This is a genomic window from Leclercia sp. UBA5076, from assembly GCF_002416465.1.
In the GTDB taxonomy this organism is placed as follows: domain Bacteria; phylum Pseudomonadota; class Gammaproteobacteria; order Enterobacterales; family Enterobacteriaceae; genus Enterobacter.
On sequence record NZ_DIAO01000003.1, the window covers coordinates 11466 to 26778 of the forward strand.

Sequence of the window (15313 nt, forward strand, 5' to 3'; positions counted from 1 at the left end):
GTGCCTGAACGTTATATCCGAACCCCCTTGCCGTGCAAGGGGTCATGACGCTTTTAAGACCCGTACCCGGTAGATGCCGTTTTCATCCCGTTTGGCACCGTGGATGTCGGTTTCAAAGCCGGGATAGTGGCGGCCAATCGAGCAGAGCATTAACAGGAAATCGAGAACCGCCCTGCTCTTCTCGGTGATCATCTCACCGGGCATAAGCAGCGGCACACCAGGAGGATAAGGGAGGATCATATTGGCCGACACCCGGCCAACCAGATCCTCCAGATCGACCGTCTCTACCTCCCCCTTCACCTGACGCTGCCAGGCGTGATGCGGGGTGAGCTTCATTTCTGGCAGGACATCAAACGCCTGCAGCATCAGTCGCGGCAAGTCGTGCTGACGAATGAGCTTGTGAATGCCTTTAGCCAGATCCTGAATACGCATGTTGCGGTAGAAGTCGGGATCTTCGGCATAGAGATCCGGCAGCATGTTCTTGACCCGCAAATTCAGATCGTAGGCGCGCTTAAACTCCATCAATCCGCGCAGCAAACCCATCGCCCGGGTTTTGTCGATACCGATACTGAACAGGAAAAGCAGATTGTACGGCCCGGTTTTTTCGACCACCACGCCGCGCTCGTCGAGGAATTTCGCTACCAGCGCCGCCGGGATCCCCTCTTCACTCATCACTCCCTGCTCGTCCATACCTGGCGTCAGAATGGTGACTTTGACCGGATCGAGGAACATATGATCCTCATCGGCATCGCGGAAACCATGCCAGCTCTCGCCCGGCGCCACCGGCCAGCATTCAGCTTCGTCAATGTCGTCCGGCTGCCAGATATCGAAGAACCAGCCGTCGGCTTCATCTTTAAGGCGCTGAACCTCTTTGCGGAAGTGCAGGGCGCGCTCAACGGAGCGGTTGATCAGGCGCTTACCGGGATTACCACGCAGCATCGCTGCCGCAGTTTCAATGGAGGCCACCAGCGGATAGCTGGGCGAGGTGGTGGTGTGCATCATAAAGGCTTCGTTGAAGGTATCTTCATCGTACTCGCCCTTAATGTGAATCAGCGAAGCCTGAGAAAACGCAGCCAGCATTTTGTGCGTGGACTGGGTTTCGAAGAACACTTTACCCGGCAGGCGTTCACCGCTCATCCCGCTTTTTCCGGCATAGATCGGATGGAAATTGGTATAGGGGACCCAGGCAGAATCAAAATGGATGGAGGGCACATCGAGGGTCTGTTTCACCCAGTTGGTGTTGTACAGCAGGCCGTCGTAGGTGGAGTTGGTGATCACCGCGTGAACCGGCCAGCTTGCGCCCGGCACGGCTGCCACTTTGCGCTCTATTGCCGCATGAGAAAATTCCCGGCGCGGGATCCCGCCCAGAATGCCCAGCGCGTTGCGGGTCGGCGACAGCCAGAGCGGCACTACGTCACTCATCATCAGCAGGTGCGCCAGAGATTTATGGCAGTTGCGGTCGATCAGTAAAGTGCTGCCGCCCGGCGCGGCGTACATGCCAACGATCTTGTTCGACGTCGAGGTGCCGTTGGTCACCATATAGCTCTGCTCGGCACCGAATGTACGGGCGATATACTCTTCAGCTTCGAGATGCGGGCCGGTATGATCCAGCAGCGATCCCAGCTCCGTCACCGAGATCGACACATCCGCCTTCAGGGTGTTCCCGCCAAAGAAGTCATAGAACAGACAGCCCACCGGGCTTTTCTGATACGCGGTTCCCGCCATATGACCGGGGGTACAGAAGGTGTACTTCCCCTCTTTTACGTAGGTGAAAAGGGCGCGGGTAAACGGCGGGGTTATGGTATCGAGGTACTCGCCGGTATATTGCTGAATGCGGGTAGCGATATCCTCGGCCACCCCCAGCGAGTACTCGAAGAACCACAGCGCCATGCGCATATCCTGGGCGCTGATATCCATCGTGGAGTGGGTATTGATAAAGGCGTAGAGCGGCAGGTATTCATTGAGTTGGTTGATGTCGCCGCACAACTCCATATCGTACTCGTCCCAGTCGAAGATGACGCCGCAGATACGGGGGTTATGTTCAATAAACTTCAGTAGATCGGCGCTGTTCTGCGGCCAGATTAGTTGAAACCCGCGCGATGCCAGCGCCTGCTCCAGCTCCTTGATGGGTTCGTCTTTATAAAAGACGCCGTGCGGCCCCATAATGGCAATGATGTTCACGGTTTACCTCCTTAAAAAACATTAGCTAAGCATAGTTGAGGTAAACCATGGACATAAAAAAAGCCGCAACAGGGTGCGGCTTTTAAGATTATTGCGTAGCTTATGCGTAGCCGTAGCTCATCAGACGCTGGTAACGGCGGTTCAGCAGATCTTCTTTGCTCAGCACGTCGAGGTCTGCGAGATCAGCCAGCAGCTGCGCCTTCAGGGAGGCGGCCATCACTTCTGGCTTACGATGCGCGCCACCCAGCGGTTCCGGGATAACGGTATCGATCAGCTTCAGCTCTTTCAGGCGAGGAGCGATAATGCCCATCGCTTCCGCAGCCATCGGGGCTTTATCGGCGCTTTTCCACAGAATGGAGGCACACCCTTCCGGGGAGATAACGGAATAGGTGCTGTACTGCAGCATATTCACTTTATCGCCCACACCAATGGCCAGCGCGCCACCGGAACCACCTTCACCGATAACGGTGCAGATAACCGGCACGCTTAAACGTGACATTTCACGCAGGTTACGGGCAATCGCTTCAGACTGACCGCGCTCTTCCGCGCCGACACCAGGATAGGCTCCCGGGGTGTCGATGAAGGTGATGATCGGCATGTTAAAACGCTCGGCCATCTCCATCAGACGCAGGGCTTTACGATAACCTTCTGGTGCTGGCATCCCGAAATTGCGGCGAATTTTTTCTTTGGTTTCGCGCCCCTTCTGGTGGCCAATAATCATCACCGGACGGCCGTCGAGACGCGCAATCCCACCAACGATAGCTTTATCGTCAGCGTATGCGCGGTCACCAGCCAGTTCGTCGAATTCATCAAACGCCAGGCGGACATAATCCAGGGTGTACGGACGCTGAGGATGGCGAGCCAGTTGAGCAACCTGCCATGCGCCGAGATCGGCAAAGATTTTACGCGTCAGTTCTACGCTTTTTTCACGCAGACGATGCACTTCTTCGTCGATGTTAATATCCAGTTTTTCATCCTGACGGCCCACGGCAGTCAGAGAATCGATTTTCGCTTCCAGCTCTGCAATCGGCTGTTCGAAATCAAGGAAATTCAGACTCATAGTATTCCTGTATTAGTCAAACTCCAGTTCCACCTGCTCCGAACCAATGAGGCCACGTAGATCGTTCAGTAAACGATCGCTCGGAGAGACACGCCACGACGCACCAAAGCGCAACCGTGCACGCGCATCCGCCCTCTGATAGTAGAGATGTACTGGAATGGTCCCCGAGCGGTGGGGTTCCAGAGACTGACGGAGTCGGTTTAAAAGCTGGTCATCAATTTGCCTGTCCGTCAGCGAGATAGCAAGCCCGCGAGCATATTTTTCCCGGGCTTCGTCAATGTCCATCACTTCGCGGGCGGTCATTTTAAGTCCCCCGCTGAAGTCATCAAAGCTGACCTGTCCGCTGACGATAAGTATGCGGTCTTTTTCCAGCAGCTGCTGGTATTTATCCAGCGCGTCGGTGAATAACATCACCTCCAGCCGCCCGGAACGGTCATCCAGCGTACAGATGCCGATACGATTGCCGCGTTTGGTGACCATAACCCTCGCAGCAATGACGAGCCCCGCAGCCGTAGTAATCTTACCACGTTCTGTCGGATGCATGTCTTTCAGCCGGTAGCCTCCGACATAGCGCTCAATTTCTTTAATATACTGATTGATCGGATGCCCGGTCAGATACAGGCCTAACGTCTCGCGCTCACCATCCAGCACGGTCTGTTCCGGCCACGGCTGACAGCTGGCATAGGATTGTTCAATCTGCTCCGGCTCTTCTGCCAGCACGCCGAACATATCCGCCTGCCCAATGGCCTCGGCTTTTGAGTGCTGGTCGGCGGCCTTCAGGGCGTCCCCCAGCGAGTTCATCAGCGCCGCGCGATGCGGCCCGAGACGATCGAACGCCCCGGACATAATCAGCTTTTCCAGCACCCGGCGGTTGAGCTTTTTAATATCGGTACGCGCACAGAGGTCAAACAGCTCGCGGAAGTAGCCGCCCTGGTTACGGGCTTCGATGATCGCTTCGATCGGCCCTTCACCCACCCCTTTAATCGCGCCGATGCCGTAGACAATCTCCCCGTCGTCATTGACGTGGAAGTGGTACTGACCGGAGTTGATGTCAGGCGGCAGGATTTTCAGCCCCATGCGCCAGCACTCATCCACCAGACCGACCACCTTCTCGGTGTTGTCCATATCGGCGGTCATTACCGCGGCCATAAACTCGGCCGGGTAGTGCGCCTTCAGCCACAGCGTCTGATAGGAGACCAGCGCGTAGGCAGCAGAGTGCGATTTGTTAAATCCGTATCCGGCAAATTTCTCCACCAGATCGAAGATTTTCATCGCCAGTTCGCCGTCGATGCCGTTTTTCTTCGCCCCATCTTCAAATATAGAGCGCTGCTTGGCCATCTCTTCCGGCTTTTTCTTACCCATTGCTCGACGCAGCATATCCGCGCCGCCGAGGGTGTAGCCGGAGAGCACCTGGGCGATCTGCATGACCTGTTCCTGATACAGGATGATGCCGTAGGTTGGCTCCAGCACCGGCTTCAGGCTTTCATGCTGCCACTGAACATCCGGATAGGAGAGTTCCTCGCGGCCATGCTTACGGTCGATAAAGTTATCTACCATCCCGGACTGCAGCGGCCCCGGACGGAACAGCGCCACCAGCGCGATCATATCTTCGAAGCAGTCAGGCTGCAGACGCTTGATCAAATCTTTCATGCCGCGGGATTCAAGCTGGAAGACCGCCGTGGTCTCCGAGCGTTGCAGCATGTCGAAACTTTTCTTGTCATCGAGCGGGATCGCGGCGATATCAATCGGCTCCAGGCCCTGCTTGGCCCGGCGCGGGTTGATCATCTTCAACGCCCAGTCGATGATGGTGAGCGTACGCAAGCCGAGGAAGTCAAACTTCACCAGCCCGGCGTATTCCACGTCGTTCTTGTCAAACTGGGTGACCGGATGCAGGCCCGATTCATCGCAGTAGAGCGGCGCAAAGTCGGTAATTTTGGTCGGTGCAATGACCACCCCACCGGCGTGTTTACCGGCGTTTCGGGTGACACCTTCCAGCTTGCGCGCCATGTCGATCAGCGCTTTGACCTCTTCATCCGCCTCGTAGATTTCCGGCAGCTGCGGCTCCGCTTCGAACGCTTTCGCCAGGGTCATGCCCGGGTCAGGCGGCACCAGCTTCGAGATGCGGTCAACAAAGCCGTACGGATGCCCCAGTACGCGGCCCACGTCGCGGATAACTGCTTTTGCCGCCATGGTACCGAAGGTAATGATCTGCGATACCGCGTCACGACCGTACATGTCTGCCACGTGTTCAATGACCTGGTCGCGTTTCTCCATACAGAAGTCAACGTCGAAGTCGGGCATGGAGACACGTTCCGGGTTGAGGAAGCGTTCGAACAGCAGGTCAAATTCCAGCGGATCGAGATCGGTAATTTTCAGCGCATAGGCCACCAGCGATCCGGCACCCGAACCACGGCCCGGCCCTACCGGTACGCCGTTGTCTTTCGACCACTGGATAAACTCCATAACGATCAGGAAGTAGCCGGGGAACCCCATCTGGTTAATAACCTGGAGTTCAACGTCCAGACGCTCGTCATACTCCGGGCGCTTCTCGGCGCGAACGGCCGGATCCGGGAACAGAAACTCAAGGCGCTCTTCCAGACCTTCTTTTGATTTCATGACCAGGAAGTCTTCGGTGGTCATGTCGCCGGTCGGGAACTGCGGCAGGAAGTATTCACCCAGACGGACGGTGACGTTACAGCGCTTGGCGATCTCTACGCTGTTCTCCAGCGCTTCCGGGATATCGGAAAACAGCTCGCACATCTCCTCTTCGCTGCGCATATATTGCTGCGGCGAATAGTTGCGGGGGCGTTTCGGATCGTCGAGGGTAAAACCATCGTGGATAGCGACGCGAATTTCATGGGCGTCAAAATCGTCGGCGTTGATGAAGCGCACATCGTTGGTGGCAACTACCGGCAGGCCCTGCTCTTCCGCCAGCGCCACCGCGGAATGCAGATAGCTCTCTTCATCAGGGCGACCGGTGCGGATCAGCTCCAGGTAGAAGCGATCCGGGAAATACTCTTTATAAAAATCGACGCACTGCTCCACCAGGGCAGTGTTGCCGCGCAGCAGGCATCGGCCTACGTCGCCCATGCGCCCGCCGGAGATGAGCAGCAGCCCCTCATTCAGCTCCGCCAGCCACGCGCGATCGATCCACGGGCCCTGCGGGCCGTAGCCGCGCTGATAGGCACGGGAGATGAGCAGCGTCAGGTTCTGATAGCCGGTATTGTTCAGCGCCAGGACGGTAATTTGCGTCATTTCATCGGCGAGAAGCTCGCTCTGTACATGAAAATCAGCCCCAATTACCGGCTTCATTCCGGCACCGTGCGCCGTTCCGTAGAACTTCACCAGACCGCACAGGTTAGTGAAGTCGGTGATCGCCAGCGCAGGCATGCCAAGCGAGGCCGCCTTTTTCACCAGCGGCCCGGTCTTCGCCAGCCCATCAATCATGGAATAGTCGCTGTGCACCCGCAGGTGTACGAAACGTGGTTCAGCCATCTTCAGATTCCGCGTTACTTATTGGCGTCTTGATTCAGGACATCAGTCCCAGTGCGCGTTTTACCGGTCCAAAACTGCGGCGGTGGTGCTCAGTTGCGCCGTGTTCAGCCAGTCTTTCCAGATGGAAAGCGGTAGGATACCCCTTATGCTGGGCAAAACCATACTGGGGAAATGTGAGATCCAGCGCGGCCATTTCAGCATCGCGCGTGACTTTAGCCACGATCGAGGCGGCACTAATTTCCGCCACCCGGCTGTCGCCCTTTACCACCGCCAGCGACGGCATGGGCAGCGCCGGGCAACGATTACCGTCGATCAGCACATACTCCGGCACCACGCTCAGCCCTGCGACGGCACGCTGCATCGCCAGCATGGTGGCATGCAGAATATTCAGTTCGTCGATCTCATGCGGTTCCGCCCGCCCGACACTCCAGGCCAGCGCTTTCTCTTTAATTTCATCGTATAAGGCCAGGCGGCGCTTCTCGGATAATTTCTTCGAGTCATTCAGACCGATAATCGGACGAGCAGGATCGAGGATCACTGCGGCAGTCACCACTGCGCCCACCAGCGGCCCACGCCCTACTTCATCCACTCCCGCCACCAGATGGGCGTGAGGGTAAACAAATTCCATCATTTCGCTAACTCCAGCACCGCGTCAGCTGCCTGCTCGTCGGCATTACAGCGGATTTGCTGATGCAGTTCCCGGAATGTGTCATGCATTTCATGGCTGGTTTTGCCGTTAGCCAGCAGCGGCAGCAACGCAGCGGCTAATGCCTGCGGCTGGCACTCATCCTGCAGCAACTCTTTCACCAGCTCACGTCGGGCAAGCAGGTTCGGCAGGGAGACGTAATCCGTCTTCACCAGCCGTTTTGCCAGCCAGAAGGTAAACGGCTTCATACGATAACCCACGACCATCGGGCATTTTGCCAGCATGCACTCCAGCGCAGCGGTACCCGATGCCAGCAACGCGGCATCGCTGGCCACCATCGCCTCACGCCCTTTGCCATCTAACAGATGGACATGCAGATCGGGGGCGACTTCCGCTTTAATACGCTCGAACTGCTCCCGGCGTTTGGCATTCACCAGCGGCACGACCACTTCCAGGTCAGGGTAAGTCTGACGCAGGATTTGCGCGGTTTTCAGAAAATCAGCGCTGAGCATTTCGACTTCTGCGCCGCGGCTCCCTGGCAACAGCGCCAGGCAGTGGGCATCATGTGAAATACCCAGCAGGTCACGTGCACCATTTTTATCGGGATCCAGCGGCATGGCGTCGGCCATGGTATGGCCGATAAAGCGGCACGGCACGTTGAATTTATCGTAAAACGCTTTTTCGAAAGGCAGGAAGGCCAATACCAGATTCGTCGATCTGCCTATTTTGAAAACGCGTTTCTGTCGCCACGCCCAGACGGACGGACTGACATAATGGATGGTTTTGATCCCCTGTTTTTTCAGATTACCTTCAAGGGTAATGTTGAAGTCAGGCGCATCAATACCCACGAACACATCGGGCTTAAGTTCGGTAAAACGACGCGTCAGATCGGCGCGGATGTGCAGCAACCGGCGCAGGCGACCCAGTACCTCGACGATGCCCATCACCGCCAGCTCTTCCATTTCGTACCAGGCTTCGCAGCCTTCAGCCTGCATCAATGGGCCAGCAACGCCGACAAAGCGCGCGTTGGGAACGCGCGCTTTGAGCGCTCGAATCAGACCAGCACCAAGAATATCGCCGGAGGTTTCTCCGGCGACGAGGGCGATCGTAAGCGGACGACTATCGACCATTAACGAATCAGACCACGGGTTGAGCGTGCGAAGAACTCCACAAACGCGTTCACCTCAGGATGCTGCTTCGCCAGTTCGGCAATTTCCGGCTTAGCCTCTTCCAGCGTTTTACCGTTACGGTACAACTGCTTGTAAGCGTTGCGGATAGCCATAATCGCTTCACGGCTAAAACCGCGACGCTTAAGGCCTTCGATGTTGACGCCAAACGGCGTCGCATGGTTACCCTGTGCAATCACATATGGCGGAACGTCCTGCGCCACGCCGGAGCAGCCGCCAACCATCACATGCGCACCAATGATGCAGAACTGATGGACAGCGGTCATGCCGCCAATGATTGCATAATCATCAACTGATACGTGTCCCGCCAGCGTTGCGTTGTTGGCGAGAATGCAGCGGTCACCCACGGTACAGTCATGCGCGATATGCGCGTTGACCATAAACAGGTTATCGCTGCCCACCTTCGTCAACTCACCGCCCTGTACTGTGCCACGATGAATGGTGACGCTTTCGCGAATGCGGTTACGATCGCCAATTTCCACACGGGTTGGTTCGCCAGCATATTTCAGATCCTGGTTAACTTCACCGATGGAGGCGAACTGATAGATCACGTTGTCGCGGCCAATAGTCGTATGACCATTCACCACGACATGAGATTTCAGTACGGTACCCTCACCAATTTCGACATGGGGTCCAACAATACAGAATGGACCAATGTGGACGTTAGCACCGATAACGGCACCCTCTTCCACAATGGCGGTTGGATGAATAAAGGCGGTTTTATCAATCACGTATCAGGCCTCCCGGCTACGCGCACACATCATGGTAGCTTCGCAAACAACCTTGCCGTCAACCAGAGCTACGCCTTTGAAGCGAGTCAGGCCGCGACGCGTTTTTTCAAAAGTCACTTCCATGATCATCTGATCACCAGGCACGACCGGGCGCTTGAAGCGCGCTTCGTCGATACCTGCGAAGTAATAGAGCTCACCTGGCTCCAGCTTCCCAACGCTTTTAAACGCCAGAATACCGGTAGCCTGAGCCATCGCTTCCAGGATCAATACGCCCGGGAAGATAGGCTTCCCAGGGAAATGCCCCTGGAAGAATGGCTCGTTTACAGAAACATTTTTCACTGCGCGCAGAAAACGACCTTCTTCAAAATCCAGCACACGGTCTACCAGCAAAAACGGATAGCGGTGCGGCAGAAGTTCTAAAATCTCTTCAATATGCAGAGTATGAGTGTCAGTAGTCAAAATACTCTTCCTGTCAAAATATCTGAATGGCAATAATAACACGGCCTGCCGGTTTATAAGAAAGCCGACAGGCCGGGAAGTGTGCGTTAAACGGGTGAACGCTTAGTCTTGTTGATCGATTTTGCGCTCAATGGCCTTGAGGCGCTTGCTCATATCATCAATATTCATCACCAGGGCTGCAGTCTTACGCCACACTTTGTTAGGCTGCAACGGAATGCCTGAAGAGTAGACGCCCGGTTCGGTGATTGGACGCATAACCATGCCCATACCGGTAACCGTAACCTTATCGCATATTTCCATATGCCCGTTAATGACGCTGGCGCCGCCAATCATACAGTAACGGCCAATCTTCAGGCTGCCCGCCATAATAACGCCACCGGCAACGGCAGTATTGTCGCCAATCACAACGTTATGTGCAATCTGGCACTGGTTATCGATGATAACACCATTACCGATGATCGTGTCATCAAGCGCACCACGGTCAATAGTCGTGCATGCACCGATTTCGACGCGATCGCCGATGATCACCCGGCCAAGCTGCGGGATCTTAACCCAGTTACCACGATCGTTGGCGTAACCGAAACCATCCGAACCGATAACAGTACTGGACTGGATCAGGCAGTTTTCGCCAATTTCGATCTCATGATAAACAGAGACATTGGCCCACAGGCGAGAGCCTGCACCAATTTTTGTTTTTTTACCGACGAAGCAACCGGCACCGATGACCACGTTATCGCCCAGCACGACGTCTGATTCGATAACCGCATTTGCACCAATTGATACGTTGTTACCCAGCTGCGCCGTTGGGTCAATCACCGCACTGGGTGCGATGTTTTGCGCCGGCTGCGGCGTGGTATCCAGAATTTGTGCCATACGGGCATACGTCAGGTAGGGGTTCTTCACTACCAGCGCAGCACCTGCGGCAAACGGCAAATCGTCCTGCGTCATGACGACAGCAGACGCCTGGCAAAGCGCCAGATGTTCACGGTACTTAGGGCTTACCATGAAGGTGATATTGCCTGCTTTAGCAGATTGCATGGACGCAACAGCGGTGATGACGATATCGCCATCACCGTGTAATTCTGCATCCAACTGCTGAGCTAAATCAGCGAGTCGAATTGAAGGCATTACTTATTTAACCTGTTTCAGGACATCAGCGGTGATGTCTTTAACATCGCTGCTGTTGAATGCAACGGCGTTGGCATCAACAACCAGATCGATGCTCTGATCGGCAGCTACAGCTTTCACAGCGGACTGGATACGGGTAACCAGCTTGCCGCGCTCTTCGTTAGAACGACGTTGACGATCCTGCTCAAAAGCTTGCGCTTTCTGAGAGAAAGTCTGACGCTGAGCCATTACGTCTTTTTCCAGTTTGCTACGTTCGCTCGCTTTCATGGTAGAACCATCGCGCTGCAGACGCTGCATTTTGGATTGCAGATCGTTTTCCATACCCTGCAGTTCGCTTGCACGGCCTTTGAACTCGCTCTCCAGCTTGGCAGAAACACCTGTTTTCTGCGCAACCTGCTGGAACAAGTTACCCATATTGACGATTGCAATTTTGTCCGCTGCCTGAGCAGAAGTTGCCATCGCTAAACCGAGACCTGCAGCTAATAACCACTTTTTCACAATTAACTCCTTACCATCCCATTGGCACCCGAAGGTACCGTTCTTTGCGTGGCAAGGCGATCCTGCGATCGCCAGTTGTCAGCGCTACACTGCCAACGCATTCCTTTGCGACGGACAATTACCAGGTTTTACCAATGTTAAACTGGAACTGCTCCGCCTTGTCTCCATCATATTTCTTAAACGGCTGGGCGTAAGAGAAGACCAACGGCCCCAGCGGTGACATCCATTGTAGTGCGAGACCCGCAGACATACGAATATTGCTCGGATCGCTGTAGTCCGGAATACCTGCAGCCCTGGTCGCACTGGTATTTTCCCAGTTAGTATCCCATACGGTACCCGCATCCACGAAGAAGGAGGTACGAACGGAGTTGGCATACTTATCGCTGATAAACGGCGTAGGGGTAATAAACTCCAGGCTGGCAACACCCATGGCGTTACCGCCTACTGCATCGTCGGAGCTACATACTTCGCTTGATGAAGACTTATCGCAGTTATCTTCGTCGTTACCGCCGTAGTAGGCTGCTTTCGGACCAATGTTATTGGACTGGAAGCCACGTACGGTACTTGAGCCACCCGCATAGAAGTTTTCATAGAATGGCAGCTCTTTGCCACCTAAACCATCGCCGTAGCCCCAGCGTGTACGACCCAGAACCACCCATTTATGGTCTTCATCGATCGGGAAGTAGGAGGCGGTATCCAGCGTAACCTTGTAGAACTCGTTATCCGAGCCCGGAATGGTCACTTTACCGTTCAGGTTGACGCGCGAACCTTCGGTCGGGAAGAAACCACGGTCGAGGCGGTTGTACGTCCAGCCATAGTTGAAGGTGAAGTCATCTGCGGCAAAACCGTTATCATCATTCGAGGTGCTGGCAGACTGTCCGATAGAGTCCAGATAACGCCACATTGCCACCTGCGGTTGCATGTTCGACAGGTCGTTATGGACGTAACCTAAGCCCGCACGCAGGGTGTTATATTCGTTAACCGGGAAACCGAGCGTACCATCAACGCCGTAGCTTTTGTTGGTATACGAAGACAGGTCCGCATCATCCGCTTTAAAGTCGTTATAGAAGATACGGCCGCCCAGACTCACACCATCAACGGTGAAGTAAGGGTTAGTCACGGAGAGCTCAGAGTAAGTCTGGTAGTCGTTCTTGGTACCGTTGATACCCACGGAGTAGCCCGTACCTAACCAGTTATCCTGCTGTACACCCACCTGGAAGCTAACGCCACTTTCTGTGCCGTAACCGACACCAAAGTTAAAGCTACCGGTGTTACGCTCTTTAACCTTGTAAACGACATCAACCTGATCCGGTTTACCTGGCACACGCTGGGTGTCGGTATCCACCGTTTCGAAGTAACCCAGACGGTTCAGACGCTCTTTACCCTGATCAACCAGGTCGCTGCCCAGCCACGCCCCTTCCATCTGGCGCATTTCGCGGCGCAGGACAGAATCTTTGGAGGTATCGTTACCCTCAAAGCGGATCTTACGCACGTAGAAACGGTTACCCGCATCGACGTTGACGTGTAGCTTAACGGTTTTATCCGCATCGTTGATTTCAGGCTGGGTCTGAACGCGCGGGTAAGCGTAACCATAACGGCCGAGCAGCTTCTTAATGCCGTCTTCCATTTTGGTGACTTTGGAACCGCTATAGAGTTCACCCGGCTGCAGTTTGGTCAGGCTCTCAATCTCTGCAGAATGGCCCGCGAGGTTACCGCTTACTTCAACGCCCGAAAGCGTATACTTATCGCCTTCAGTGATGTTAACGGTAATGTAGATGCCTTTCTTGTCCGGAGTCAGACTGACCTGGGTCGAGTCAATGTTGAAACGGGCGTAACCGCGATCCAGGTAGTAGCTGCGCAGGGTTTCGAGATCGCCCGCCAGTTTCTGTTTCTGATACTTACGGTCGCCAACAACGTTCCACCACGGCACTTCATCACGCAGCTGGAACGTTGAGATCAGTTCATCGGTGCTGAATGCATGGTTACCAACGATGTTGATCTGCTGAATCTTCGCGGAAACACCTTCCTGGAAGACCAGTTTCAGATCGACACGGTTACGCGGCAGCGGCGTGACAACCGCTTTCACGCTGGCGCTGTATTTACCGACGCTGTAGTAGAAATCTTCCAGCCCTTTCTCAATATCAGAGAGGGTGGTGCGATCCAGGGATTCGCCAACGCGAACGCCAGAGGCCTCAAGGTTCTGCTTGAGCATATCGTCTTTCACCGACTTGTTGCCGGAGAAGGTGATGCTCGCAATTGTCGGGCGCTCTTTCACCTGAACCAGTAGCGTATCACCATCGCGCAAAACGCGAACGTCCTCAAAGTTGCCAGTGGCAAACAGGGCGCGAATGGTATTACTAATGTCTTCATCATTAACCGTGTCGCCTGGGCGCACTGGCATACTGAGGAGGGCCGCACCAACGGCGACTCGCTGAAGGCCTTCGAAATGAATATCTCTCACTACGAACCCGTCAGCACCGTATACGGTCGCGCTGCTAAACAGCAGCGACGCTATGAGCAACTTTTTCATCGCCATCGTTATTATGCGTTCTTCCTAACACTCTCTTACAACCGAGAGAAATCATTGAAAAGTGCAAGCCCCATTAACAGCACCAGTAAAATCGAACCAATGCGATAACTAAAGTCTTGAACTCGCTCGGATACCGGCCCGCCTTTTAGCTTCTCTATCGCTAAAAACAGCAGATGGCCCCCGTCTAAAACGGGAAGTGGGAACAGGTTGATTATCCCGAGGTTCACGCTAATGAGCGCAAGAAACATCAGATAGTAAATCACCCCGAACTCTGCTGACATCCCAGCCCCCTGAGCGATCGAGATCGGCCCACTGAGGTTGTTCAGTTTTACATCACCGGTAATCAATTTCCCCAGCATCTGCACGGTCAGCTTCATCAATTGCCATGTTTTATCCGTGGCTTCAAGGATGGCGCTGAACGGCCCATACTGGCGTATTGTCTTGTACTCATCAGGCAGCGGGATCACTTTAGGCACCACGCCTGCGAACCCTTCAGCCTTTCCGCCGCCCGGCTTGGTATCCGGAATCAACGTTAAGGAGAGCGGACTCCCCTGCCTTTCTATCTCCAGCGCCAGCGGCGTTCCTGGATTATCACGCACCAGAGTAACAAAGGTCATCCATTGCGTTAAAGGCTGACCATCGACTTTAACGATCCTGTCGCCAGCTTGCAAACCTGCTTTACGCGCTGCTGAATCAGCCTGGACTTCAGCCAGTACCGGTTCAATCTGCGCGCTGCGCGGCCGGATACCTAATGCCGCAACAGGATCTTCCTTGTCCGGCTCAAAGGTCCAGTGGCGCAAATCCAGAATTTTATTCTGACGTTGCTCTGAACCGAAAGATGACACGCTGACGGTGGTTCTCTCATCGCCAATTTTGGCGACCAGTTGTAACCGAACGGCATCCCAGTCAGGGGTTTCGATGCCATCAATTGCTTTAAGTTCCATCCCCGGATTAATTTGCGCGCTTGCCGCGATGGAGTTGGGTGTAATTTCACCAACAACCGGACGAACGCCAGGGACACCGATAATAAACACCAGCCAGTAAGCAAAGACGGCAAAGATGAAATTTGCAACCGGACCGGCAGCAATGATAGCGGCGCGCTGACCAACAGTTTTGTTGTTGAACGCGTAGTGGCGCATTTCAGGAGCAACCGACTCTACGCGTTCATCCAGCATCTTGACGTAGCCGCCTAAGGGGATGAGGGCAATAACAAATTCTGTGCCGTGGCGATCGGTACGACGCCAGAGCGCTTTACCAAAGCCAATGGAAAAGCGCTCAACACGCACGCCACAGCGCCGAGCAACCCAGAAATGGCCAAATTCATGCACCGTGATAAGTACACCCAGTGCAACAATGAATGCCGCCAGATTCCAGAGAATGCTAAGCATAAAACCTTCC

At 54.7% G+C, this 15313-nt stretch carries 11 protein-coding genes; all 11 read right to left on the reverse strand.

All coding sequences use genetic code 11. The annotated features are described in order from the left end of the window. Positions 1-42 precede the first annotated feature (42 nt). Positions 43-2181, reverse strand: a complete 2139-nt coding sequence (locus B3X29_RS01805) for a lysine decarboxylase LdcC (RefSeq protein ID WP_103178347.1) — start codon at positions 2179-2181, stop codon at positions 43-45. A 100-nt stretch (positions 2182-2281) separates the two neighbouring features. Continuing rightward, a complete protein-coding gene (accA, locus tag B3X29_RS01810) occupies positions 2282-3241 on the reverse strand; it encodes an acetyl-CoA carboxylase carboxyl transferase subunit alpha (protein ID WP_103178346.1) in 960 nt (319 codons plus the stop codon). 12 nt (positions 3242-3253) lie between these two features. After that, positions 3254-6736, reverse strand: coding sequence for a DNA polymerase III subunit alpha (gene dnaE, locus B3X29_RS01815; protein WP_159339964.1), 3483 nt, complete (start codon positions 6734-6736; stop codon positions 3254-3256). A 34-nt stretch (positions 6737-6770) separates the two neighbouring features. Then, entirely contained in the window at positions 6771-7367 is a 597-nt protein-coding gene (gene rnhB / locus B3X29_RS01820) for a ribonuclease HII (RefSeq protein WP_103178344.1), read from the reverse strand. Continuing rightward, positions 7364-8512 carry a lipid-A-disaccharide synthase gene (gene lpxB, locus B3X29_RS01825; protein ID WP_103178343.1) on the reverse strand — a complete coding sequence of 383 codons (1149 nt, stop codon included), beginning with the start codon at positions 8510-8512 and terminating at the stop codon, positions 7364-7366. Before lpxB ends, rnhB begins: the two co-directional genes overlap by 4 nt. Then, a complete protein-coding gene (gene lpxA, locus B3X29_RS01830) occupies positions 8512-9300 on the reverse strand; it encodes an acyl-ACP--UDP-N-acetylglucosamine O-acyltransferase (protein ID WP_103178342.1) in 789 nt (262 codons plus the stop codon). The genes lpxB and lpxA overlap by 1 nt, the downstream gene beginning before the upstream one ends. Before the next feature lie 3 nt (positions 9301-9303). Further along, positions 9304-9759, reverse strand: coding sequence for a 3-hydroxyacyl-ACP dehydratase FabZ (fabZ, locus tag B3X29_RS01835; RefSeq protein WP_007373234.1), 456 nt, complete (start codon positions 9757-9759; stop codon positions 9304-9306). A gap of 102 nt (positions 9760-9861) precedes the next feature. Beyond that, the gene (lpxD, locus tag B3X29_RS01840) at positions 9862-10887 is read right to left on the reverse strand and encodes a UDP-3-O-(3-hydroxymyristoyl)glucosamine N-acyltransferase (protein ID WP_103823301.1); all 1026 of its coding nucleotides are present in this window, start codon (positions 10885-10887) and stop codon (positions 9862-9864) included. A 3-nt stretch (positions 10888-10890) separates the two neighbouring features. Further along, positions 10891-11385, reverse strand: a complete 495-nt coding sequence (gene skp / locus B3X29_RS01845) for a molecular chaperone Skp (protein ID WP_103178340.1) — start codon at positions 11383-11385, stop codon at positions 10891-10893. Positions 11386-11503: 118 nt separating this feature from the next. Further along, on the reverse strand, positions 11504-13921 hold the full coding sequence (gene bamA / locus B3X29_RS01850; RefSeq protein ID WP_103178339.1) for an outer membrane protein assembly factor BamA: 2418 nt from the start codon (positions 13919-13921) through the stop codon (positions 11504-11506). Between the two features lie 29 nt (positions 13922-13950). After that, a complete protein-coding gene (gene rseP, locus B3X29_RS01855; RefSeq protein WP_103178338.1) occupies positions 13951-15303 on the reverse strand; it encodes a sigma E protease regulator RseP in 1353 nt (450 codons plus the stop codon). Positions 15304-15313 lie beyond the last annotated feature (10 nt).